Annotated in this window: 20 protein-coding genes; 15 read left to right on the forward strand and 5 right to left on the reverse strand. The window is 62.1% G+C overall.

From position 1 onward, the window contains the following. Position 1 precedes the first annotated feature (1 nt). From BLU46_RS00330 to BLU46_RS00370, 9 genes are all read left to right on the forward strand, one after another. A complete protein-coding gene (locus BLU46_RS00330; RefSeq protein ID WP_093197059.1) occupies positions 2–976 on the forward strand; it encodes an AAA family ATPase in 975 nt (324 codons plus the stop codon). Further along, on the forward strand, positions 973–1908 hold the full coding sequence (locus tag BLU46_RS00335; RefSeq protein WP_063030056.1) for a DUF58 domain-containing protein: 936 nt from the start codon (positions 973–975) through the stop codon (positions 1906–1908). Before BLU46_RS00330 ends, BLU46_RS00335 begins: the two co-directional genes overlap by 4 nt. Continuing rightward, positions 1905–2372 carry a DUF4381 domain-containing protein gene (locus BLU46_RS00340; RefSeq protein ID WP_093197062.1) on the forward strand — a complete coding sequence of 156 codons (468 nt, stop codon included), beginning with the start codon at positions 1905–1907 and terminating at the stop codon, positions 2370–2372. Before BLU46_RS00335 ends, BLU46_RS00340 begins: the two co-directional genes overlap by 4 nt. Continuing rightward, a complete protein-coding gene (locus BLU46_RS00345; RefSeq protein WP_093197065.1) occupies positions 2359–3366 on the forward strand; it encodes a vWA domain-containing protein in 1008 nt (335 codons plus the stop codon). The genes BLU46_RS00340 and BLU46_RS00345 overlap by 14 nt, the downstream gene beginning before the upstream one ends. After that, on the forward strand, positions 3347–4846 hold the full coding sequence (locus BLU46_RS00350; RefSeq protein WP_093197070.1) for a vWA domain-containing protein: 1500 nt from the start codon (positions 3347–3349) through the stop codon (positions 4844–4846). Before BLU46_RS00345 ends, BLU46_RS00350 begins: the two co-directional genes overlap by 20 nt. Further along, a complete protein-coding gene (locus tag BLU46_RS00355; protein ID WP_093197075.1) occupies positions 4843–5892 on the forward strand; it encodes a BatD family protein in 1050 nt (349 codons plus the stop codon). Before BLU46_RS00350 ends, BLU46_RS00355 begins: the two co-directional genes overlap by 4 nt. Then, on the forward strand, positions 5889–6890 hold the full coding sequence (locus tag BLU46_RS00360) for an HAD family hydrolase (RefSeq protein WP_093197079.1): 1002 nt from the start codon (positions 5889–5891) through the stop codon (positions 6888–6890). Before BLU46_RS00355 ends, BLU46_RS00360 begins: the two co-directional genes overlap by 4 nt. A 76-nt stretch (positions 6891–6966) precedes the next feature. Then, on the forward strand, positions 6967–8553 hold the full coding sequence (locus BLU46_RS00365) for an arylsulfatase (RefSeq protein ID WP_063030044.1): 1587 nt from the start codon (positions 6967–6969) through the stop codon (positions 8551–8553). Positions 8554–8649: 96 nt separating this feature from the next. Continuing rightward, a complete protein-coding gene (locus tag BLU46_RS00370; protein WP_093197084.1) occupies positions 8650–11142 on the forward strand; it encodes a fused MFS/spermidine synthase in 2493 nt (830 codons plus the stop codon). 45 nt (positions 11143–11187) lie between these two features. Here BLU46_RS00370 and BLU46_RS00375 read toward each other — a convergent pair whose 3' ends face one another. Continuing rightward, positions 11188–11856, reverse strand: coding sequence for a DUF3313 domain-containing protein (locus BLU46_RS00375; RefSeq protein WP_093197089.1), 669 nt, complete (start codon positions 11854–11856; stop codon positions 11188–11190). A 206-nt stretch (positions 11857–12062) separates the two neighbouring features. Between BLU46_RS00375 and BLU46_RS00380 the strand changes: the two genes are divergently transcribed. The 3 genes from BLU46_RS00380 (at position 12063) to BLU46_RS00390 (ending at position 17068) form a co-directional block, all read left to right on the forward strand. Next, entirely contained in the window at positions 12063–14315 is a 2253-nt protein-coding gene (locus tag BLU46_RS00380; protein ID WP_093197094.1) for a tetratricopeptide repeat protein, read from the forward strand. Between the two features lie 119 nt (positions 14316–14434). Beyond that, positions 14435–16258: a serine hydrolase domain-containing protein gene (locus BLU46_RS00385; protein ID WP_093197099.1), complete on the forward strand. Its 1824-nt coding sequence runs from the start codon at positions 14435–14437 to the stop codon at positions 16256–16258. 6 nt (positions 16259–16264) lie between these two features. Continuing rightward, on the forward strand, positions 16265–17068 hold the full coding sequence (locus BLU46_RS00390; RefSeq protein WP_093197103.1) for a MipA/OmpV family protein: 804 nt from the start codon (positions 16265–16267) through the stop codon (positions 17066–17068). 154 nt (positions 17069–17222) lie between these two features. Here the strand turns inward: BLU46_RS00390 and BLU46_RS00395 are convergent, their stop codons facing one another. Further along, positions 17223–18500: an ATP-binding protein gene (locus BLU46_RS00395; RefSeq protein WP_063030032.1), complete on the reverse strand. Its 1278-nt coding sequence runs from the start codon at positions 18498–18500 to the stop codon at positions 17223–17225. Then, positions 18501–19208 carry a winged helix-turn-helix domain-containing protein gene (locus BLU46_RS00400; protein WP_017480435.1) on the reverse strand — a complete coding sequence of 236 codons (708 nt, stop codon included), beginning with the start codon at positions 19206–19208 and terminating at the stop codon, positions 18501–18503. It abuts the gene before it with no gap. A gap of 246 nt (positions 19209–19454) precedes the next feature. On the opposite strand from BLU46_RS00400, the gene BLU46_RS00405 reads away from it, so the two are divergent. Together BLU46_RS00405 and BLU46_RS00410 are read left to right on the forward strand one after the other, a co-directional pair. After that, positions 19455–19841 (forward strand): ectoine synthase, encoded by a 387-nt coding sequence (locus BLU46_RS00405; RefSeq protein WP_063030030.1) that lies wholly within the window; start codon positions 19455–19457, stop codon positions 19839–19841. A gap of 31 nt (positions 19842–19872) precedes the next feature. Continuing rightward, complete coding sequence (locus tag BLU46_RS00410; RefSeq protein WP_093197108.1) at positions 19873–21072, forward strand: MFS transporter; 1200 nt, start codon at positions 19873–19875, stop codon at positions 21070–21072. Here BLU46_RS00410 and miaE read toward each other — a convergent pair. Next, positions 21028–21630, reverse strand: a complete 603-nt coding sequence (miaE, locus tag BLU46_RS00415) for a tRNA-(ms[2]io[6]A)-hydroxylase (RefSeq protein WP_063030025.1) — start codon at positions 21628–21630, stop codon at positions 21028–21030. The genes BLU46_RS00410 and miaE overlap by 45 nt on opposite strands. A gap of 150 nt (positions 21631–21780) precedes the next feature. On the opposite strand from miaE, the gene BLU46_RS00420 reads away from it, so the two are divergent. Next, positions 21781–22641, forward strand: a complete 861-nt coding sequence (locus tag BLU46_RS00420; protein WP_017480433.1) for a universal stress protein — start codon at positions 21781–21783, stop codon at positions 22639–22641. An 850-nt stretch (positions 22642–23491) separates the two neighbouring features. Here the strand turns inward: BLU46_RS00420 and BLU46_RS00435 are convergent. Then, positions 23492–23962 carry a DUF1289 domain-containing protein gene (locus BLU46_RS00435; protein ID WP_093197112.1) on the reverse strand — a complete coding sequence of 157 codons (471 nt, stop codon included), beginning with the start codon at positions 23960–23962 and terminating at the stop codon, positions 23492–23494. Positions 23963–24333 lie beyond the last annotated feature (371 nt).

Below are 24333 nucleotides of genomic sequence, written 5' to 3' on the forward strand. Positions count from 1 at the left end.
GATGACAGCGCTCAACGATTTAACCGCCCTGCAAGCCAGCATCGCCGAAAGTGTGCTGGGCCAGGATCAGGTCATCCGCCAGATCCTCATCGGCCTTTTGGCCAACGGTCACTTGCTGCTGGAGAGCTTGCCGGGCCTGGCCAAGACACGCACGGTCAAGGCCCTGGCCCGACACCTGGACGCGAAGATGAGCCGTATCCAGTTCACTCCCGACCTGCTGCCCTCGGACATCACCGGCGCCGAGGTGCTGCACCAGGTGGACGGCCAGAATCAGATCCGCTTCCAGCCAGGCCCCTTGTTCGGCAACCTGATCCTCGCCGATGAAATCAACCGCGCCCCGGCCAAGGTCCAGGCGGCTTTGCTGGAAGCCATGGAAGAACGCCAGATCACCGTGGCCGGCGCCAGCCATCCGCTGCCCGAGTTGTTTATCGTGGTCGCCACCCAGAACCCCATCGAACAGGAAGGCACTTATCCACTGCCGGAAGCACAGATGGACCGGTTCCTGATGAAAGTCCTGCTGGATTACCCCAGCGCCGAAAATGAAAGCCAGGTGCTGCGCCTGTTGCGCGAAGAAGAACAGCACGCCGCCGCAGCAACCACCCAAGGCTTCACCCTCGCCCCCGAGGTGATCTTCGCCGCCCGCAAGGAAGTCAGCGCGATCCAGGTGTCACCCGCTATCGACCGTTACCTGATCGACCTGATCAACGCCACCCGCCATCCCGCCGACTACGATGCCGACCTGGCGCGCTGGATCAGCCTTGGCGCCAGTCCCCGTGGCGGCATCGGCATGGACCGCGCGGCCCGCGCCGATGCCTGGCTGCGGGGCCAGGCCTTTGTGACGCCGGATAACGTGCGCACGGTGGTGCATCCGGTGCTGCGTCACCGCCTGCAATTGAGCTACGACGCGGTGGCCGATAGCGTCAGCGCCGACCAGGTGCTGGACCGCCTGCTGGACAAAGTGGCGATTCCGGCATGAACGCCGACGGCTTGGTCTACGTGTCCCTGGGGCAGTTGATGGCCCTGGAGTTTCAGACCCGTGGCCTGAGCTTTGTCGCGCGCCAGCCCCAAGGCAGCATCCTCGCCGGCAACCATGCCTCGCGGCTGCGCGGACGCGGCCTGAACTTTGATGAACTGCGCCGCTATCAGCCCGGCGATGATCTACGCCACCTGGACTGGCGCGCCTCTCTGCGCACCGGGAAACCGGTGATCCGTACCTTTACCGAGGAGCGCGACCGCCCCGCGCTGATTGTGGTCGACCAACGCATGTCGATGTTCTTCGGCTCGGTGCGCAGCTTTAAATCCGCTGTTGCCGCCGAGTTGGGCGCGTTGGCCGCGTGGATGGTGTTCAACGCGGGTGACCGGGTGGGCGGGCTGGTGTTCAACGATGAGCACATCGACAGTGTGGCGCCGTTGCGCAGCCGCAAACGCGTCGAAACCTTGTGCAGCCGCATCGTCCGACAGAACGCCGCGTTGAGCGCCGGCAACCCGGACCATGAAGCCGACGGCCAGCTCGACAAGGTGCTGCAACGTTGCCTCGCGCTGACCGGGCATGACCACCTGATCTGCATCATCAGCGACTTCGCCGGGGCCGGTGACCGCACTCTGCAATTGATGCGGCAGCTGTCGGCGCACAACGATGTGGTTGCCCTGCAAGTCTACGACCCGCTGGCGTTGAACGTGCCGGATACCGGGCACCTGATGGTCACCCAGGGCCAATTGCAGGTCGAACTGGCTGTACAGAAACGCCAGGTACGCCAACCCCTGGGGGACTTTCTTGGCGGGCGCCTAAAGGACGTAGCCAGCCTGCTGCGCCGCAGCCAGGTGCCGCTGTTGATGATCAGCACGGCGCTGCCTGCAGTTGACCAACTGCGCGATGAGCTGGGCCGGCGCAATGGAGCGCGGCGATGAACGCCAATGTGCCGAGCATCGAACAACTCAAGGAGCTAGGCCTGCCGGCGCCGGTCAGCTACTGGCCGCAGACCTGGGGCTGGTGGGTGATGCTCGGTTTGCTGGCGATTGCCCTGCTGGTGCTGGGCGTCCGCGCCTGGTTGCGCTGGCGCCGCAATGCCTATCGCCGCGAAGCATTGGCGCGCCTCAACGTGATCGAAGACTTGCGGGAGCTGCCGGAACTGCTCAAGCGCGTGGCCCTGTCGATGCCCCTCGCGCCGGAGGAACACCAACGCGTGCCGACCCTGAGCGGGGCCGACTGGCAGGCGTTCCTGCTGCGTCATGGCGGCATGGCGGTGCAGGAGGATTTCAGCCGTCAACTGGCGAGCCTGGCGTATGGATCAGCCGATATTTCCAGCGCGCAACGCGAACAGCTGTTGGCCCAGTGCAAAACCTGGGTGGAGCATCACCATGTGGCAACTTGATTATCCCTGGCTGCTGCTTCTCCTGCCGTTGCCGTGGCTCGCCTACCGTTACCTGCCGGAATACCGTGAAGCCCGCAGCGCCGTACGCGTGCCGTTTTTCGCCAGCCTCAGCCGGGCCGTGGGCCAGACGCCGGCCGCCAGCGGTATTCGCAGCAACCGCCTGCAACTGCTGCTCAACCTGCTGGTGTGGGCGCTGCTGGTGCTGGCCATTGCCCGCCCGGTGTGGATCGAAAAACCCATCGAACGCCAACAGCCGGTGCGAGACCTGATGCTGGCCATCGACATCTCGCAGTCCATGGAAACCCAGGACTTTACCGACGCCAACGGCCAGAAGATCAACCGCCTGGCCGCCGTCAAACAGGTGGTGCATGGCTTTATCCAGCGCCGCAAGGACGACCGTATCGGCCTGATCCTGTTTGGCAGCGGCGCCTATCCCCAGGCGCCATTGACCCTGGACCACACCAGCCTGTCGCTGCTGCTGGATGACAGCGGCATCGGCATGGCCGGGCCCAACACCGCAATTGGCGATGCCATTGGCCTGAGCCTGAAGCTGCTGGACCAGGCTCATGAACAAGAGAAGGTGCTGATACTGCTCACCGACGGCAACGACACCAGCAGCGCGATTCCGCCCGACCATGCGGCGTCCATGGCAGCGGCCAAGGGCGTGGTGATTCATACCATCGGCATTGGCGATCCGGGCGCTTCAGGTGAGTCAAAGGTCAACCTGAGCGCGCTGCAACAGATTGCTGAAACCACCGGCGGACGGTATTTCCGGGCGGAGAACCGCGACACCCTGGACCAGGTCTACGCCACCCTCGACCAGATCACCCCCCACCAGGTGAAAACCCTGAGCCACCAGCCCAAGCGTGATCTGTTCTGGATACCACTGGCGGCCGCCATCGGCCTGCTCGCGCTGTATCACCTGATCGCCGCGTTGTGGCCGCATCCGGGGCTGCGCCATCGGGAGGTCCGCGATGGAGTTCAACCTCAGTGACTTCCATTTCCTGCGCCCGGCCTGGCTGCTGCCGGGTTTGCTTGGCCTATTGCTGCCGCTGTTGTGGCGCCGCAGCAAGGACCTGCAACGACGGATGCGGGGCAATATTGCCCCGCATCTGTTGCCGCATCTGCTGCTGACTCCGACGGACCCCCATCGCCTGCGGCCGGTGCATCTGGTCAGCGCCTTGCTGGTTCTCGGCGCACTGGCCAGTGCCGGGCCCACCTGGGAACAGGATCGCCCCGACTTCCTGGAGAACCGCGCGCCGCTGATCATCGCCCTCGACCTGTCACCATCAATGGACACCGCTGACGTGCCGCCAACCCGCCTGCAAGCCGCCAAGCACAAGTTGCAAGACCTGGTGCAGCGTCGCCAAGGCGCGCGCACCGCGTTGATGGTGTATGCCGGCAGCGCGCATCTGGTATTGCCGCCGACGGACGACCCGGCATTGCTCGACAGTTTTATCCAGGCCCTGGCCACCGACCTGATCAGCAAGCCCGGGCGGGATGTCGCCGGGGTGATCGACCAGTCCAAGCGTTTGCTTACGGCGGAAAACGCCTCTGGTAGCCTGTTGCTGATCACTGACGGCGTCGATCTCGCGCAGTTGCCGCAGCTCAAGCAACACTTGGCGGACAGCCCGCTACAGGTGCTGGTACTGGCGGTCGGCGTGAACTTCGATGCCGGCGCCTTGAAGCAACTCGCTTCGGCCACCGACGCGCCGCTGGGCAGCCTGACCCTCAACGATGATGACCTGGACTGGGTTGAACTCCATGCCCAACAGCACTTCCAGAACGCCGACGAACAACAGCGCAACCTGCAATGGAAAGATGCCGGTTACTGGCTGTGCTGGCCGCTGCTGCTGTTGGCGTTTTTCAGTGTACGCCGGGGCTGGAGCCTGAACTGGGTGGCGGTGCTGGTGCTGGGGGTATTCCTGCAACCCGCGCCTGTCGAAGCCAACGCGCTGACCGACGCGTTCTTCACCCGCGACCAACAAGGCCGCTGGGCCTTCGAACACCATCACTACCCCGCCGCTGCAGGGCTGTTTGTCGACCCCTATTGGAAAGGCATTGCCGCGTACAACGCTGCCGACTACGACCTGGCCCTGGCGACCTTTGCCCAACTCGACACCGCACAGACCGCGTTCTACCGCGGCAATATCCACGTGCGTCGCTTCAAGTTCGACGATGCCATTGCCGCCTACCAGCAGGCGTTGCAACAACAGCCGCAGTTTCCCGAAGCCAGCGCCAACCTGGCCCTGGCTCTGGCGCTGAAGAAAGACACTGAAAACGCCTCGGACAATGCCCCCGAGGTGAAGCCCGACGCGGTCAAGTTCGACAAGGCGGCCGGCAAGGGCAAGAGCAAGGCAATCCAGACAGAACAGGCAAGCAACGATGCGTTGTGGTTGCAGAACCTGACGACGTCCCCCGCGAACTTCTTGCGCCGCAAGTTCAGCCTTCAAGACCAGGGAGCCCAGCCATGAACCGGCTCTGCTGGCTGTTGCTGCTGATCGCCGGCCCGTTGTGGGCGGCCGAACCGCAACTGCGAGTGCAGGCGCAACTGGTGCCCGGTAGTAACGTGGTGGTGGGCGAGCAAGTGCAATTGCAGGTCGATGTGTTGACCGACACCTGGTTCACCGCGGCCGCCGGCCTGCCGCCGCTGCAACTGCCCGGCGCGCGGGTGCAGGCGCCGGGCAGTGAGTCCGAGCATGTGAACCAGGTGATCGAGGGCAAGACCTTCTATGGCATGCGTTACCGCTATCGCATCACCCCTTCCTTGGCTCAGACGTTCAACATTCCGGCCCTGACGGTGCAGGCCCAGCCCGGCCAGGCGAGCGCGCCGTTGAGTGCGCAAACTGCACCGTTGTCCTTCCAGGCCGCCCAGCCGCCGGGTTTCGAACCCGGGGAAACCGTGTTGGTGGCTGACGGGCTACGCCTGACCCAAACGGTCACCACCACACCGCTCAAGGTCGGCGACACCCTCACCCGCACGGTCATCCTGCAAGCCGACAACACCCCCGGCCTGTCACTGCCGCCACCTGACCAGGCCCAGGTAAAAGGCCTGCGTCGCTACCCGCAGTCGCCGGTCATCGGCAACCTGGATGATGGCCGCGGCAACATCAGCGGCGGCCAACGCATCGACCGGCAGGTGTACCGCGTCGAGCAAGCCGGTCGCTACCCGCTGCCCGCCATCAGCGTGAAATGGTGGGACAGCCGCAACCATCGGCTGCAAGTGACGCGCGTGCCGGAAGTCACCGTCGAGGCGCAGGCAGCAAGCGCCTACAGCCCGACATTTTCCATCGCCGAGGACCTCAAGCAACTCGGCCAGCACAGCCGCTGGCAACTATCACGGCAGGGCGTGGCCTGGGGCGCTGCCTTGGTGTTGTGGGTACTGGCCGCGTACCTCGCGCACGGCCTATGGCCACGAGTTCCGCCTCTGTGGCGACGCGGCTGCGGTGCGTTGCGCTGGCGGTTTCGTCGGCTACGCTTGCTACCACTGAACCCCCGTCGCGAAAAGGATTTCCCATGACGTCCCTCCGTTCTGTCTTGCCCCTTCTGCTGCTGATAAGCCTGCCTGCGCTGGCGGCGGACCCGCTGCCCTCATGGAACGAAGGACCGAGCAAGAAACACATCATCGAATTCGTCCAGGCCGTGACCGCCGAGGGCTCCAGGGACTATGTAAAACCCGCCGAACGCATCGCCGTATTCGATAACGACGGTACCCTCTGGACCGAACAGCCGGCTTACTTCGAGGTACTGTTTGCCTTCGACGAAATCAAGCGCCTCGCCCTCCAGCATCCCGATTGGAAAACCACCCAGCCGTTCAAGGCCGTGCTCGAGAACGATCACCAGGCCCTGGCCCAAAGCGGCATGGAAGGCTTGCTGAAAATCATCGGCGCGACCCATACCGGCATCACCACCGACGCCTTTATCGACAACGCCAAAACCTGGCTCACCCAGGCCCGTCATCCGAAAACCGGCAAGCCCTACACCGAAATGATCTACCAGCCGATGCTGGAGATGCTCGACTACCTGCGCAGCCAGCAATTCAAGACCTACATCGTTTCCGGCGGGGAAACTGCCTTCATGCGCGCCTTTGCCGAGGTGGTCTACGGCGTGCCACCGGAACAGGTGATCGGCTCCAACTTCGTCACCGCGTTCCAGATCAAGGATGGCGCCCCGCAGGTCCTGCGCACCGCCAAGCTCGCCCACAACGATGACGGCCCGGGCAAGCCGGAAAGTATCGACTCGATCATTGGCCGCCGACCGATCCTGGCCTTCGGCAACTCCGACGGCGACCTGCAAATGCTCCAGTGGACAGCCGCCGGCCAGGGCAAACGCTTCATGGGCCTGGTGCACCACACCGACGCCAAGCGCGAGTGGGCATATGACCGCAATTCTCAGATCGGGCGCCTGGACAAGGCGCTGGATGAAGCCAGGACAAAAGGCTGGACCGTGGTGGACATGGCAACCGAGTGGAAGCGCATCTACCCGTTCGAGCCGGCTGTGCAACAACAGGTGCAATAAGAAAAGACGTCGCGATGGACTGTAATAAACGTTGGTCGCAGGCAATGCGACTCAAGCCGAGAAAGGAGCAAGTCATATGACTCGCCTACGCAAGTGGCTGCCGAAACTCGCCCTGGTGGCGGTATCGGTTATGGGGGTCTCGGCATCAGCCTGGGCCGCCGACAAGCCGAATATCCTGGTGATATTCGGCGATGACATTGGGCAAACCAACATCAGCGCCTATTCGATGGGCGTGGTGGGTTACAAAACCCCGAATATCGACCGCATCGCCAAGGAAGGCATGCTGTTCACCGACTACTACGCGGAGAACAGTTGCACCGCCGGGCGCTCATCCTTTATCACAGGCCAGACGCCGTTGCGCACTGGCCTGTCCAAGGTGGGCATCCCGGGTGCGCCGGTGGGCCTGCAAAAACGTGATATCACCATTGCCCAGGCGCTTAAAGGGCTGGGCTATTCCACCGGGCAATTCGGCAAGAACCACCTGGGGGACAAGGATGAATACCTGCCCACCAACCACGGGTTCGATGAGTTCTTCGGCAACCTGTACCACCTCAATGCCGAAGAAGAGCCGGAGCGCCCGTACTGGCCCAAGGATGATGCCGAGTTCGTCAAGGCCAACACCCCGCGCGGTGTGATCCACAGCTTCGCCGATGGCAAGATCGAAGACACCGGTGCGTTGACCGCCAAACGCATGGAAACCATCGACGACGAAACCACCGCCGCCGCCCAGGCGTTCATCAAGAAACAGGCCGAAGCCAACAAGCCGTTCTTCGTGTGGATGAACACCACGCGCATGCACGTGTTCACTCATGTGCGTGACTCGATGAAGGGCCAGAGCGGCATGCCCGGCAACGAGTACGCCGACGGCATGCTGGAGCACGACGCCGATGTGGGCAAACTCCTGCAAACCCTCGACGACCTGAAAATCGCCGACAACACCATTGTGGTCTACACCACCGACAACGGGCCGAACCAGTTCTCGTGGCCGGATGCGGCCACCACGCCGTTCCGCAACGAGAAAAACTCCAACTGGGAAGGCGCGTACCGGGTGCCGGCGATCATCCGCTGGCCAGGCAAGATCAAGCCTGGGGAAGTTTCCACCGAAATGGTCTCGGGCATGGACTGGTTCCCTACCCTGCTGGCCGCTGCGGGTGATGCGGACGTGAAAGACAAGCTGCTCAAGGGCTGGGCCCCGACGGCCGGCGGCAGCAGCTTCAAGGTGCACCTGGACGGTTACAACCAACTGCCCTACCTGACTGGCCAGCAACCCAAAGGCGCGCGTAACGAGTTCTTCTACTTCAACGACGATGGCGTGCTGGTAGCCGTGCGTTTCGACAACTGGAAAGTGGTGTTCGCCGAACAGCGCCAGCCGGGCGGTTTCCGGGTGTGGAGCGAGCCGTTCGTGCAACTGCGGGTACCGAAGATCTTCAACCTGAGGATGGACCCGTATGAACGGGCGGACGTGGTGTCTGACCAGTACTACGACTGGAGCACCAAAAACGTCTACCTGGGTGCAGTGGCGGTGACCAAATCGGCGAAGTTCCTCGAGACGTTCATCGAGTACCCGCCGAGCCAGAAACCGGCCAGCTTCAGCATTGACCAGATCCGCGAAGCCGTGGACAAGAAGATTGCTGAAAAAATGAAGGCTAACCCGGCGCAATAGCCGCCGGCGCCGCGCTTATGGGCGGCGCCTAACCCGTGGCGAGGGAGCTTGCTCCCTCGCCACACTTTGATCGGTATTTCCATAAGGCTATCTGCAATGTCGTCACGCACCGCCAGCAAACCTGCCGCACTGGCTCACACCTCAACCACCCTGATCCCCGCCCTGCTGCTGTTCATCTCCGGCATGGCTGCCCTGGTGTACCAGGTGTTGTGGATCAAGCAATTGTCGCTGGTCGTGGGGGTGGAGGTGTACGCCATCACCACCGGCATCAGCGCGTTTTTTGCCGGGTTGGCGTTGGGTGGCCTGCTGTTCGGACGCTGGGCGGATCGCTTGTCGCGACCGCTGCTGCTGTATGCAATCCTCGAAATCCTTGTCGCCGTGCTCGGCATGGGTGCCACAGTCGCCTTGAGCATGGCCGCCAGCCCGTTTGCCTGGTTGGAACAACAGGTCGGCCTGCTGGCCTGGGTACTGCCGTTTGTGCTGGTGGGCATCCCGGCGCTGTTGATGGGCGGCACCTTGCCGGTGCTGGTGCGCTCGCTGCACATCGACCCCAAGGCCCTCGGTCAGGCCGGTGGCCGCTTGTATGCGGCCAACACCGCCGGGGCAATTGCCGGGACCTTGCTGACCGCCTTTGTGCTGATCGCTACGTTCGGCGTGCGTGGCAGTGCCCTGGTGGCCGCGATGCTCAACCTGCTGGCTGCCGTCGGCGCGCTGTTGTATGTGCGGCATCACACCACCACGGTAATCAACCATGCCAACGGCGCCAAACCGGCGCGCCTGGCCCTGGTGCTGTACGCCATTGCCGGCGGCGTGGCCTTGGGTTACGAGGTGGTGTGGTCGCAATCCATCGTGCAGTTCATGAGCACCCGCACCTATGCGTTTGCCGTGGTGCTCGCCACTTACCTGGCGGGGTTGTTTATCGGCAGCCAGTTGATGGCGCGGCGGGTCGAGCGGATCCGTGATCCATGGGGCGTGTTCGGCCTGTTGATTGCCGGCGCCGGGCTCGTGGCGTTGCTGGAGATCGCCCTGCTGGGCCGCTGGCTGGTACTGCTGCAAACCCAGGCCGAATCCCTGGTGCTGAGCCTGGGCGGCGCTGAACTGCCGGGCATGAGCGCGCGCTTTGCGGTGGCCGCCCTGTGCATCGTGTTTGTGCCAACCCTGTTGCTCGGCGCGGCGTTTCCCCTGGCCTTGCGCTTGAGCGTGGGCAGCGAGCACGTGGGCCGGGATGTCGGAGCCGTAGTGGCGTTCAACACCCTGGGCGGCATTGTCGGGGTGATGTTGTGTGGTTTTGTGCTGATTCCCTGGCTCGGGCTGGTACGTACCCTGGGCTTGCTCGCGGTGATTGCCGGCGTCGTGGGGTATCTGGCCGCGCGCCGAGGCCACGGGGTCAAGAAAGGCCGGCGTCAGGCCGTGGTCGCCCTCGGTTTACTGTCTCTGGCCGTGGCGTTGCTGAACCCGGTGGATCGACTGGCCAAGCTGCTGCCCGGGGCACGTAATGCGAGCCTGGCGTTTTACCAGGAAGGACGCGGCGCCACCGTCGCTGTGGTCACCCAGGGCCAAGGCGCCCGCAGCTTTCAACGCCTGTATATCCAGGGCGTGTCCAACACTGGCGACGCCATGCCGTCCCTGCGCTATATGCGGATCCAGGCGCTGTTGCCGCTGCTGATCCATAACGGCGAGCCCCGCTCGGCGTTGGTGATCGGCTTTGGCACCGGAATTACCGCCGGGGCGTTGCTGCGCTATCCCGGGCTGGAACACCGGGTGGTTGCCGAGTTGCTGCCATCGGTGATCCAGGCGGCGCCACTGTTCAAGGGCAACTTCAACGCGGCCAGTGATCCAGGGGTGGACGTGCGCCTGCGAGACGGTCGCCAGGAACTGCTGCGCAACCCGCAGGCGTACGACCTGATCACCCTCGAACCGCCACCGCCCTCCGCTGCCGGCGTGGTCAACCTGTATTCCCGTGACTTCTACCAACTGGCCGCCCGGCGCCTGGAGAAAAACGGCCTGCTGGCCCAATGGCTGCCGCTGCCAACGCAAAACATCGAGGACTCGCAGTCACTGGTACGCAGCTTCCTCGACGTGTTCCCCTACGCGACGCTGTGGACCAGCGAGTTCCACGAAATGCTGCTGGTGGGTTCCATGGAACCCATCGAGCTGGATGCCACGCGGATTCGCCAGCGCTTTGAGCAACCGAACGTGAGCAGCGCCCTGGGGGAAGTGGGCATCGATTCGGCGGCAACCCTGCTCGCCACCTGGGTCACGGATCGCCAGGGCCTGGAGCGCTTTGCAGGCAATGCGTTGCCAGTCACCGATGACCAACCGCGTATCGAATATGCGCCGTGGGTGCGCAGCAAGGAGATCACCCGGGTGCTCCCGGCGCTCCTGGATCTGCGGGTGCCCGCGCCATTGCTGAATGCGGACCCGGCGTTCACCCGTACCCTGGCCAGCGAACAGCAGCGCCTAATGCAGTTCTACCGCGCCAGCCTGCATGCCTATGACGGCGATCGCACCGCCTGGGGCCGGGATATCCAGGCGGTGTTGCAACAAGACAGCGCCAACCCTTATTACCGCTGGTTCATCGGCCAGTAGTCGGGGACTCATGCGGCCCGGGGCGCGAACCCCGGGCCCGGCACCTCAGCGTTTCAGCTTCAGATACGACTGGTGCAGGTCCGACGCCCAACCGTCGATCACGCTTTTCACGTCATCGGCCTTCATCACCTGGGAGTCGTTCGACAACGGCTTGCCGGTGCCTTTACGCACGACCTGGGCGATTACCTTGCCACTGTCGCCATCGAGGAACTGGGCCTCGGTGCCCAGGGTGGTTTCCTGGTCACGAATCCCGGTACCGGTGCTGACTGCAGCGGCCACCAGCGCTACAGGAATGTACTCATACGGCTTGAGGCTTTCGGTCTTGCTGCTGACTGCCGTGATGGCCGCCCGTACTACAATCACGCCCGGGCCAGGCCCGTTGGCCAGTGGCAGGGACTTTTCCAGCTCGCGCTTGAGCGCCTGGTTGTAGTAGGTGTTGATGCCCTGCAAGGTGCTTTCAGGAATCCTGGTGGTGGCTTGTGGCTTGGGGTAGAACTGGGTGGGCTCGATATACACGGCGGTATAACGGCTCAGGTTCAGGTTGGGGTCCACCCAGCGCATCACGTCAGCGCCTGAGGGGGACTTGGCTTCCTTCAGGTTGCTGTAGTCGGAGAGAAACCCGGAATACTCGTCCGGCTGCGTCACCTTGCTGGAACACCCCATCACCCCGATCGAGGCAATGCACACCGTGCCGATCATTAGTCCTAGCTTCATCGTCAAACTCCCTGGCTGTCATCGAAGGAACGTTGAGCTGTAGGTATAGCCAACTCTGGGAAAATAACCCGGTAGCCGTTGCAGGTTGTGGGGCATTTCACAGCGACTTTTCTATTTGAATTTGACAGGCAAGCACCCAGCGTCAAAGCTGCACGGAGCTTAAGCGCGCCATTAGAGCGTCAACGCATCGGACATCGGAAGTCGTAATGCCCAAGCCTGAAAACAAAACCGTACCTCTCCGTGATTCATCCAGTCGTTACCTGTATCCCGTAGTGATCGCCCTGTTGCTGTTGGCCATGGCCGGGATCTGGTTTTTCCTCCAGGCCAGCACCCCCAAGCTGCCGGTGGCGGCGCCTGCGCCCGTGGTCAAGCCGGTGGCTGTTTTGCCGCCTGCCAACATGGTTGATGAGCAGCAGTGCCAGGGCTGTCACCAGGCCCAGGTCAAGGACTGGCAAGGTTCGCACCACCAGTTGGCGATGCAGGTCGCCACCCCCGAGACAGTGCCGGCCGACTTCAACAATGCATCCTTCAGCAGCGAGGGTGAGACCACCCGTTTCTCGCGCCGGGGCGATGAATTCTGGGTCAACACACCCGGCGCCGACGGCAAGGCCACTGACTTCAAGGTTGCCTATACCTTCGGCATCGCACCGTTGCAGCAATACCTGATCGAGGTCGGTGACGGGCGCCTGCAAGCCCTGGGCGTAGCCTGGGATACGCAAAAAAACCGCTGGTTTCACCTCTACCCAGGTCAGGGTGTGAACTTCAAGAACCCGCTGCACTGGAGCAAGCCCAGCCAGAACGCCAATTTCATGTGCGTGGAGTGCCATACCACCGGCTACAAACGTAATTTCGACCCGGCCAAAAACAGCTTCGACAGCCAGTGGAACAGCCTGGGCGTCGGCTGCCAGGCGTGTCATGGCCCCGCGTCGAACCATGTGGCGTGGGCTGCGAAAAAAGGTGACCTGCTGCACGCCGGCTTTGCCGTGGACCTGAAAGACAAGGACGCCACCGTCGAGATCGAAACCTGCGCCCGCTGCCACGCCCGTCGTGCACCGCTGGGCGACGGCTATACCGTCGGCAAACGCCTGATGGACGATTACCTGCCCAGTGTCCTGACCCGCGAGCTGTATGCCCTGGACGGCAAGATCAAGGATGAAGTGTTCGAGCACGGCTCGTTCGCCCAAAGCAAAATGGCCGACAAGGGCGTGCGCTGCAGCGACTGCCATAACCCTCACAGCGCCGAACTGAAAGCACCGGGCAATGGCGTGTGCCTGCAATGCCACAACACCGCAGGCAAAACCGCCGTGGCCACGGTGGATGGTCGCGGGTTGCAGGCCAAGGACTACGACTCCCCCGAACATACCCGCCACGCTGCCGGTGAGCCGGGTTCGTTCTGCGTCGATTGCCACATGCCCGGCAAGTTTTACATGGGCAATGACTTCCGGCATGACCATAGCTTCAGCATCCCACGGCCCGGCGATAAGGTCAGCGAGCAATTCAAACTCTGGAACAGCACTGAGGCCGAGCATGCGCCGCGTTACGCCGAAAGCATGGTACTGATCCGTGGTGGCCAACCGGGCGCCGCGCAGGCGCTGTATGACCAGTTGGCACGCAACAACCTGCCGGCGATCCAGCGCGCGACGCTGCTGGCTGAACTGCCAAACTACCCGAGTGAACAGGCGTTGAAACTGGCGACCCAGGACCTCGGCAACCCGGCGCCGCAAGTGCGTGAGAGCGCGGTGCGGGCGATCAGTGCGTTCCTGCCGCCGCCTGAACGGGTCGCGTTGTATGGGCCGTTGCTCCGGGACCCGGTGCTGGCGGTACGGATCATTGCCGCCCGAGACCTGTTGAGCGCCTCCGGACAAGGCCTTGGGCCGGCCTGGGACAAGGCGATCGCGGAATACGAAACTGTGCAGTCGAGCCTGCTGGAGCGAGCCGAAGCCAATCTCAACCTGGCGATGCTGTACCAGGCCAGCGGTCGGAGCGACAAGGTTGAAGCGCAGCTGCGCACCGCGTTGCTACGGGACCCGGATTTCTTCCCGGCGCTGGTGACTCTGGCGCAATGGCTGGAGGCTAACGGTCGTGCCCAGGAGGCACGGACGCTGGTGGCGGACAACCTCAAGCAACACCCGGATGCGGCGCTGCTGCAACACACCCAGGGGTTGATGTTGATTCGGGCCGGGGATACGGCGAAAGCCATGCCGCACCTGCGTGAAGCGACGCGGCTGGAGCCGGCGAATCCGCAATACAACTATGTGCTGGCGGTGGCGCTGCATGACAGCGGGTATGTGGATCAGGCCTGTGAGCAGCTTGAAAAGCTGCTCGCCGTGCAACCGTATAACCGCAATGCGCGACTGTCGTTGATCCAGTACTACCTGGAAAACGGAAAAGAGCCCAAGGCGCAGGTGGTGATGCAGTCGTGGAAAAAGCTTAACCCTGGAGACCCTGCACTGAAGTAAACCCGCTCGGGGCGCCCCCCTTTAACAGTCTTTGACAGTTTCCCGACAAAGCTCACAAAGACTCATGGACGGCCCGCCCCTAGCATTCGAGCATCCAAACCACCCCTCGGGTGCTCATCATGTTTCGCACATTGCGCAGTATTCCGCTGCTGGGTTGCCTGCTGGGCAGCCTTGGCTGCCACGGCCAACCGCCGGCTCCGCCGCCCATCCCCAAGGGCGACTACAGCGCAATCATTCGCTACCTGCAAAAACGCATCCCCGTTGAAATGGCCAGGCAAAACATACCCGGCCTGTCCATCGCCCTGGTCAATGGCCAGGAACTGATCTGGGCCCACGGCTTCGGCGTTGCCGACAAAGCCCTGGGCAAACCGGTGACCCCCAACACCGCGTTCCGCGCCGGCGCCCTCTCCAAACTGCTCACCGCCACCGCGGCCCTGCAATTGGTGGAGCAACAGCGCCTGGCCCTCGACGCCCCGATCCAGGACACCCTGCGAGAGTTTTACGTACGCTCGCGCTTTCATTCCGACCAGACCGCCGCCGACCGCGACATCACTCTGCGCCGCCTGCTCAGCCACCAGTCCGGCCTGCCCAGCGAACACCTGCGGGACGTGCGCAGCACCTTCGCCATGGGCCAGATGCCGATGCGTATTTCCGGGGTATGGCTGAGCACGCCGCCGGGCACTCAGGTGGCCTATTCCAACCTCGGCTACGCCCTGGCCGGTGCCGCCATCGAGCGCAGCAGCGGGCAAGACTTTGAAAACCGGTTGCAAAGCAGCCTGCTCAAACCGCTGGAGATGAACCAGTCGAGCTTCGTCGGTACCGGCGCACAACTGAGCTTCCGCGCCCGGGGTTATGAGGATGGCACCGTCAGCGCCGACGCCCAGGTGCGCGACCTCGCGGCCGGTGGCTTGTGGGCAAGCCCCAAGGACCTCAGCCACTACGTGCGCATGCTCTTCGCCCGAGGCCTCTACAAAGACAAACAGGTGCTGAGCAGCCAGTCGATTGATGAAATGTTCACCCAGCAAAACACCGGCAACGCCCTGGACTTCGACTGCCAGATGGGCCTGGGGTGGTTTCTCGCCCCTTGTGGTGATGAACCGGTCGGCCCCGGCATACGCACCTACCAGCACAGCGGTGGCGGTGATGATTTCGCCGCGCAACTGACGATGCTGCCGGACCAGCAACTGGCGGTGATTGTCATGGCCAACGACAGCAACGCCGAAGAGATGGTGGTGTCCCTGACCACCGACACCCTGCGCCTGATGCTCCAGGCCCAGACCGGCGAGCCGGTGTGTTCTGACGACTGCCAACAGCCGGCCCACGGTCTGAAAATCCGCCAGGTGCCCGCTGCCATCGACCGCAAGCGCCTGGCCGGTTTCTACGCCACGGCCTGGGGCATTTTCCGTATCAAGGACGAAAACGGTCAGCTGTATGGCGAGTTGGCCGACACCCGTTTCGAACTGCTGCGGGACGGCCATGGCTGGCTGCGGGCGCAGCAGAAATTCCTCGGCTTCTGGCTCAAGGACCTGGGTGAACTGGGCCGCGTCCAGCTGGACGTGGTGACGGTGCAAGGGCGCCAGATGCTGACCGCCCGCAGCCATGGCCAGCGCGTGCCCGTGGGCGAACGCATCGAACAGACCCCGCTGAGTAATGCCTGGGCCGACACCATCGGCACCTATCAAGTGCTCAACACCCATGAGCCCGACGCGCCCTTGAGCGGCATCAGCGTGCGCCTGGAAAACGGCTTCCTGGTGATTCGCGGCCAACTGCACGACGAACCACTGACCGACTACATCCTGCTGCCCGTGGACAACGCCCACGCGGTGCTTGCCGGCAACGGCTATGGCCTGGGGGACACCGTGAGCCGCCAGATCAATGGCCTGAGTGCCTCTGGCTACCAGTTCAAACGTACTGATTCTCCCCACAACCCCCTGAGTCTCTGACCTCACATGAAGACCATCCTGCGTTCAAAAAACCTCTGCCTGTCCCTGACATCGCTGTGTCTGCTGTCCAGCGCCGACACCCTGCTGGCGGACGATTGGGAATACACCCTCAAGGCCGGCGTGGCCAACCTGCCCCGCTACAGCGGCAGCGACGAGCGGGTGACCGCGCCGGTGCTGGGTGCGGCCATCGTCAGCCCGTGGGGGATTTTCCTCGACACCGACAAGGGCTTGGGCTGGGGTTATGACGGCGGCGGCGCGAGCTTCAGCGCCTACGTCGGCGCCAGTGGCAATCGAAAGGATGAAAGCAGGAGCGGTCGCCCGGGCTCGAAGAAACTCAAGGGCATGGGCGAAATCAAGACCCGCCCCCAAGTAGGCATCAGTGGCAGCTATAACCTGGGCGGGGTGATTCTCGGCGCCACCCTCGAGCATGCACTTGAAGAGGATGATCACAAGGACTCCGGCAAGGCCTTCACCCACCTGGAACTGAGCCTGGGCACCAACCTGTATGACGGCGACTACGGTTCGCTGGACGCCAGCCTCAGCAGTCATTTTGGCGACAGCAACTACCTGCAGACCTGGTACGGCGTCACCACCGGCCAGGCCGCGCAGAGCCGCTTCAAGGCTTACAAGGCCAGCGGCGGCAATGTCAGCAACGGGATGAACCTGGTGTGGAGTTTGCCGATCAGCGATCACACCCAGTTTTCGACGCTGCTGGATGTGCAATACCTGGCGGACAAGGCTGGCCAGAGCCCGATTGTAGAGCGCCGGTTGCAGACGTCAGTGATGGGGATGGTCGAGTACACGTTCTAAGGCGATCGTTCCCACGCTCTGCGTGGGAATGCCTATTGGGACGCTCCGCGTCCCGCCGTCGATGCAAGGCTAAAGTCCTGCGCATGGGTGACGCGGAGCGTCACGGCAGGCATTCCCACGCAGAGCGTGGGAACGATCGGTGGCTCCTGGATGGTTATTCGGCATACGCCCAGGTCATCCGAAACGATGCCCCGCCCCACTCCGAATCCAGCACTTCAACCTGCCCGCCGTGCCACTGGCACACGCGCCGCACCAGCGCCAGGCCGAGGCCGAAGCCACCGGTGCGGCGGTCGCGGCTGGCATCGAGGCGCAGGAACGGTTCGAAAATCTTCGCCCGCCCTTCCATCGGCACCCCAGGCCCATCGTCATTCACCCGCACTTCGTAGCCGGCACCGAATTTTACCAGCGACACTTCCACACGCCGGTCGGCGTAGCGAATCGCATTGCGTAACAGGTTGATCACCGCCCGGGCCATAAAGCGCGGCTCGATGCGGATGTAATCGACTTCACAGGTGCGCAGCAGCAACTGCACGCCTGCCGCCTCGGCCTCCAGGGCGACGCTGCCGATCACACTGTCGAGCCAGCTGTGAGCCTCGATGCTTTCCCGGGTGATCTGCGTGGCCCCACGTTCCAGGCTGGCATAGGTCAACAGTTCCGAGACCATTTCTTCCAGCTCGCCGAGGTCGGCGTACATGTCGGCGATCAGCGCGCGGCTTTGGCGTGGGTCGGCCTGTTGCTTGAGCTGGTCTAGCTCAAAGGAAAGCCGTGCAATCGGCGTGCGCAGTTCGTGGGAGACCGCGTTGGTCAACTCGCGTTGATTGGCGATCAGGCTTTCGATGCGCTCGGCCATCTGGTTGAAGTGCCCCGCCAGCTCGCGCACGGTGGAGCGGCGCGGCAGCAGGATGCGCGAGCCGAGGTCGTTGTCGCCGAAACGTTGCGCGGCCAGGCGAATATGCTCCAGGTCACGCCAATGGGGCCGTACCCAGAAGTACAAGACAATCGCCAGGCACAGGCCGAGGAAGCCATACGCCCACATGTACAACCACTTGGGCTCTTCCGGCAGCTTGATTTGCAGCAGTTGCTGGCCGCCGTCGATGTTGGAGATGAACTCCATGAAATCGCCGCGCACCACCAACTCGCCCCCGGCCAGCAGTTGCTGCTCACGTTCGGTCAGTTTCAGCGCGTCCTTCTGCACCAGCGCCAGGCGCAGTCCGTAGTGCGGCTGCAAGTCAACCAGGCGAGCAGCGCGGGCTTCACCCGTCACCGGCCGCAATTGTTCCACCACCCCATAAGCCGGGCCGCGCAGGGCCTCACGGTTGTAGGTTTCGTTGGCCTCCGGCAGCAGCTCATCGAAGGTGTAGTTCACCAGCCAGATCGCCCCGGCCAAGCCAATAGCCAGGATGATATACAGACGCAGAAACAGCCGTAACATCTAGACCTCCCAGGCGAACGGATTGAACAGGTAGCCCTTGCCCCAGATGGTCTTGATGCACACCGGTTCCCGAGGGTTGTCATTGAGCTTGCCGCGCAGCTTGCTGATGTACACGTCGACGCTGCGATTGAGCCCGTCAAAGGCAATCCCGCGCATGCGGTTGAGGATATCGTCGCGGGAGAGGATTTTCCCGGCGGCGCTGGCCAGCAACCACAGCAGTTCGAACTCCATGGTGGTCAGGTCGATCTTCTCGCCGCCCAGGCTCACCACTCGGCAACTGCGATCGATGGCCAGCCGGCCGAACTCAAGGGAGCCCCGCACCGTGGGTTCCGGCGTCTGGCGGCGTTGCAAGGCACGCAGGCGGGCCAGCAGCACGGGCGGTTTGATCGGCTTGATCACATAGTCGTCGGCGCCGGACTCCAGGCCGAGGATATGGTCCAGGTCGTCTTCCTTGGCGGTGAGGATCACGATGGGCGTGTCGGACACGTTGCGAATTTCGCGACACACATGCAGGCCGCTCTGGCCGGGCAGCATCAGGTCGAGCACGACGATCTTGGGCTTGAACTCCAGGAAGGCCGCCAGCGCCAGGTCACCCCGATGCACGGCCAGCACTTCGAAGCCGTGCTGGGACAGGAAATGGGCGATCAGCCCTGCCAGCTTCTGATCGTCCTCCACGAGCAAGACCTTGCCGAGACCCAAGTTATCCATAAATTTCCAGTGCACGCGCGGATTGAAGTGTGCGCATTATAGGGGGCAAGCCGGCAGACTAAAGCAGCTGGCCATTACTGGCCGACGAAGCTTCATGCTTTTAAGAGTTTTTAACAGTTTCACCGCAGTCTTTAACTCGGCACGGTCCGACAGGCGCGCCCCACACGCTTTTCGGAAGTGTCGCTGATGACAACACCACAAACACAAGAGAATCATGGCCCTTTACCCACATAGCGGGAGAGGATCATGTTCGTTCGTCATAAATCAGACATAGAAAACACCGCGCACTTTGTCGAATGGGGCGCTGGCACCAGCCATCGGCTGCTGACGGAAAAGGACGGGATGGGTTATACCGTGTGCCACACCGTCGTGCGCGCCGGCACTGAGTCGCTGCTGCACTACCGTAATCACCTGGAGGCTTGCTACTGCATCGCTGGCGAAGGTGAGGTGGAAGACATGGACGGCAACGTCTACCCTATCCGCCCCGGTGACATCTATGTGCTGGACCAGCACGACCGCCATTACCTGCGAGGCGGGAAGGAGCAGGATCTGGTGCTGGTCAGCGTATTCAACCCGCCGCTCAAAGGCGATGAGCGCCACAACCTCACGGATAAATCCGGCTCCGGCTACTGACGACGATTTGACTCACGGACACGAGCACAGCATGCGCAAGGATTACCTGGCTTTCTTCATTTCGTTGTTTCTGTCACGCCTGGCCGACCAGATTCTGTTGTTCATCGTGCCGTTGATCGTATTCCAGACCACTAACAGTGTGTCGTGGGCCGGGCTGGCCTTTTTTGTCGAGTCCTTGCCGCGCTACCTGTCGTTCCCGGTGTGCGGGGCATTGTGCGACAAGTATCCCGCCGTGCGCATCCTGCATATCAGCCAGGTTTATCGGGCACTGGCCTGCGTGGTCGCTGTGCTGTTGTACGGGATGTTCGACGGCATTTACTGGATCGTGATCCTTTCAGCGCTGTGTGGCGTGTTGACCACCCAGGGCATCATGGCCCGGGAAGTGTTGATGCCGCATATCTTCAAGCATTACACCTACGCCAAGACCTTGTCCTACTCGCAGATTGCCGACCAGACCGGGTTGGTGCTGGGCCCACTGGTGGCCGCGCTGATGTTGGGCGTCTGGGCCTGGCACTGGGTCGTGCTGGGGGTTGCCGGGCTGTTCCTGCTGGCGGACCTGGCGATGCGCATCTGGCAACGCCACACCACGGTCAATCTTGAAACCTTCGAGCAGCACAACGACATCTGGCTGCAGCCGTTGCGCGTTGCCTTCGGGCATATCCGCGACCTGCCGGAGCTGAAGAAGATCATCGCGCTGGCGGTAGGTGTGAACCTGATTATCGGTGTAACCCTGGCGACATCAGCCGCGATGGTCATTGGTCAGTACGCCGCTGGAAAGGACACCTACGCCGGGCTGCAGGCGGCGGGTGCCGTGGTGACTATCGCCATTCTGTTCTATCTGGCGCGCGCTTCCCTGCCGCTCAAGGTGCTGGGCGGTCTGTCATATTCGATGATTGCCGTGGGTGCGCTGATCACCGCTCTCAGCCCGAATGTGTGGGCTTATGCCGTGGGTTTCCTGCTGCTGACCGGCTTCGACAAGATGTTCAACGTGTACATCCGCAGCACACGCCAGCGGATAATCCCGGTTCAGGACTTTGGCAAGACGGTGGGTGTGTTGACCTTGCTTAACAACCTTTCGCAGCCACTGGCCGGGTTATTGATTGCTTTGCTGGCGGCGCCGTTGGGGACACAGGCGGTGATCCTGATACTCGCCGGGGTCACCGCGCTGATCGGTGCAGCGGTTGCGTCAGGCTGGCACGCCACTGTGAAAGCGGAACTCGACGTCCGGTGATTCGATCAGGTCCTGCTCGGCGGCGCGTACGCGGTCAATGACCTGGGCGATGTCCTTTGCGTCACCGTACTGGTAAGCCAGTTTCAAGTAACCCTGGAAATGCCGGGCCTCGCTTTTCAGCAGGCCGAAGTAGAACTTGCCGAGTTCTTCGTCCAAATGCGGCACCAGTGCTTCGAAACGCTCGCAACTGCGGGCTTCGATAAACGCGCCGACCACCAGCGTATCCACCAGTTTGACCGGCTCATGGCTGCGCACCACTTTGCGCAAACCCGAGGCGTAGCGGCCGGCGGACAGTTGGCGCAGCTCGATCTTGCGCTTCTTCATCAGGCGCATGACTTGCTCGTGGTGCACCAGTTCTTCCCGGGCCAGGCGTGACATCAGGTTGATCAGGTCGACGTGGGAATGGTACTTGGCGATCAGGCTCAAGGCGGTGCTGGCGGCCTTGAATTCGCAGTTCTTGTGGTCGATCAGCAAGGTTTCCTGGTCGGCCAACGCGGCCTGGACCCAGCCGTCGGGGGTGCGGCAACCGAGGAATTCGTGGATTTCTGGCAGGTTCATCGGGCTCACGGGCAAAGATTCACAAAAGGCCGGCGATTATACCGACCGCGCCGCAGACCGCCAGCCACCGGGCTTGATGTGCATCAACATGACGTGTGCCGAGCAGCAACTATAGTTGTTCCACGCCCACCCTTTTTGGAGAACCCGACCATGCAAGCCATCCGCAGCATCCTGGTGGTCATCGAGCCCGAGCATTCGGAAAGCCTGGCCCTCAAGCGCGCCAAGCTGATTGCCGGCGTCACCGGGGCCCATTTGCATCTGTTGGTGTGTGACAAGAAGCACGAGCATTCGGCGATGTTGAGCCTGCTGAAGGCCGGTTTGCAGGAGGATGGTTATAGCGTCACGACTGAACAGGCGTGGAATGACAGCCTGCATGAAACCATCATCGATGTGCAGCAGGCTGAGGGATGTGGGTTGGTGGTCAAGCAGCATTTCGCGGACAGTCCGCTGAAAAAGGCGCTGTTGACGCCTGCCGACTGGAAGCTGATGCGTTACTGCCCTACTCCGGTGCTGCTGGTGAAGACATCCACGCCCTGGGCTGGCGGGGTGATTTTGGCGGCCATCGACGTGGGGAATTCTGATGCGGAGCATCAGGCGCTGCATAACTCGATCATTGATCATGGGTTTGATATCGCGAGCCTGGCCAAGGCGCAGTTGCATGTGATCAGTGCGCACCCGTCGCCGATGTTGTCGGCGGCTGATCCGGTGTTTCAGCTCAAGGAGACGATCGAGGCCCGGTATCGTGAGCAGTGCAAGGCGTTTCAGGCGGAGTTTGATATTGACGACACGCATCTGCATATCGAGGAAGGGCCCGCGGATGTGTTGATTCCTCATGCCGTGCATAAGTGGCAGGCGGCGGTGACCATAATCGGTACGGTGGCGCGTACGGGGATTTCGGGGGCGTTGATTGGGAATACGGCGGAGGTGGTGCTGGATGCGGTGGACAGTGATGTGTTGGTGCTTAAGCCGCAGGAGTTGATGGATCATCTGGAAGAGCTGGCTAATGGGTGAGGCTTTTTTTGGGGGCATATCCGTTTTTGGGTGATGGCGGCTATTGGTTCCGTCTTACAGCGGGTCACTTTTGAAAAGAGCCCAAAAGTAACCAAAAGGCTCTTGCCCCACCACTCGGCACCTCGCTTAGGCTCGGTGTGCCCTCCGGCTTTGGACCGTGGGCCGCCGCGATGGGCCATCCTTGGCCCAGCGCGGCTAACCCGGCGTCCTGCCGGGTTACCCACGCTCCAAATCCTGCGTTCGGCCAGCGTGGTTTAACGGGGCGCCTAAGATCAAGATCAAAAGCAGATCAAGAGCACAGCGGCCTACCGGCCGGCTTGAGTGTGGTGAAGCAACAGCAACAGCAAGTGCAACAGCCAAATCAAAAGCAGACACGGTCAAATGTGGGAGCTGGCTTGCCTGCGATTGCATCACCTCGGTGTGTCTGAAAAACCGAGTTGTCTGCATCGCAGGCAAGCCAGCTCCCACAGAAAAGCAGAGCTAAATCAGCTTCAGATTTGGCTTTCGCTCTGGTCTTTGCCTTTGCTTTTAACACTCAAGCCGGCCGGTAGGCCGCTGTGCTTTTGCTTTTTGCTTTTGATTTTGATCTGACTGCCCCACTCAGCCCGAGGCCGAACGCAGGCAGTGCGGAGCGGGTAAACCGGCAGGACGCCGGTTTAGCCGCGCCGGGCCATGGATGGCCCGTCGCGGCGGCCCGCGGAGCAATGCCGGAGTGAGGGAACGCCGAGCCACAGCGAGGCGCCGACAGGCGGGGCAGAGCCCTTTGCTTACTTTGGGGCTTTTCCAAAGTGAGCCGCTGTAAGAGCGGAACCATAAGCGGCCGTTACCCAAATAACGGATATGTACTCAATCACCCCCCAAACGCATCCCTGAGAAACCCCGGCGCGATATACCGCTGATAATGCGCCTCAGACAAAATAAAAAACTCCCGATCTATCGCATCCCGCAACTCAGGCAACCCCCAATCCCGAAACTCCGGCATCAACACCATCCCATAAGCCTCAAGATTGCTGATCACCCGAGCCCCCCGGGCAATCAACTGATACGCCCAGCAGTACTCCGACTGATGCGGCACAAACCGAATCTTGCGCTGCTCCAACTGCCCCCGCAGCATTTTCGGGTCAAACACCTCAAGCTTCCCGGCCATCACCTGCACCAACAACTGCTCCAGCCGCAGCCAGACCGCACGCTTTTCTTCCTCGTTATACCCGTTCCACTGAATCACCTCATGGTGAAACCGTTTACACCCCCGGCACACAAGATCGCCGTAAACCGTGGAGCACAGGCCTACGCAAGGGGTCTTGATGGTTTGGTTAGACATGGTCGACAACGCACAAATCAGCGAAACAGTTGCACATGTTAGCCCTTTGTCTAAGGTTGATCACCCCGCAAACTTGGCGAGGCAACTTACGTTTAGAATTTTTTTGCCGTAGAATCATCCGGCCTTGTAAGGCGCCAATAATCCGTTGGAAGCTGTTTTCAAAGCGTCACGAGCACAGTCGTTCCTAAAGAACGGTGTTGGCGATGGTTATTTACCCGGTAAATAGCCAGCGCCAACCCTCATCAGCTCCGTTCTGCAGGCGTAAAACTTTGAAAGCAGCTTCTGTGAGGATTGCCGGCAGCGCTGGCTCTACGGCCCAAAAAGCCCCTGAGCGCATGCGTGCCGTGCTTTTCTGGATGAGCGTCCCGTGG

It is taken from the genome of Pseudomonas yamanorum, from assembly GCF_900105735.1.
GTDB lineage: Bacteria > Pseudomonadota > Gammaproteobacteria > Pseudomonadales > Pseudomonadaceae > Aquipseudomonas > Aquipseudomonas yamanorum.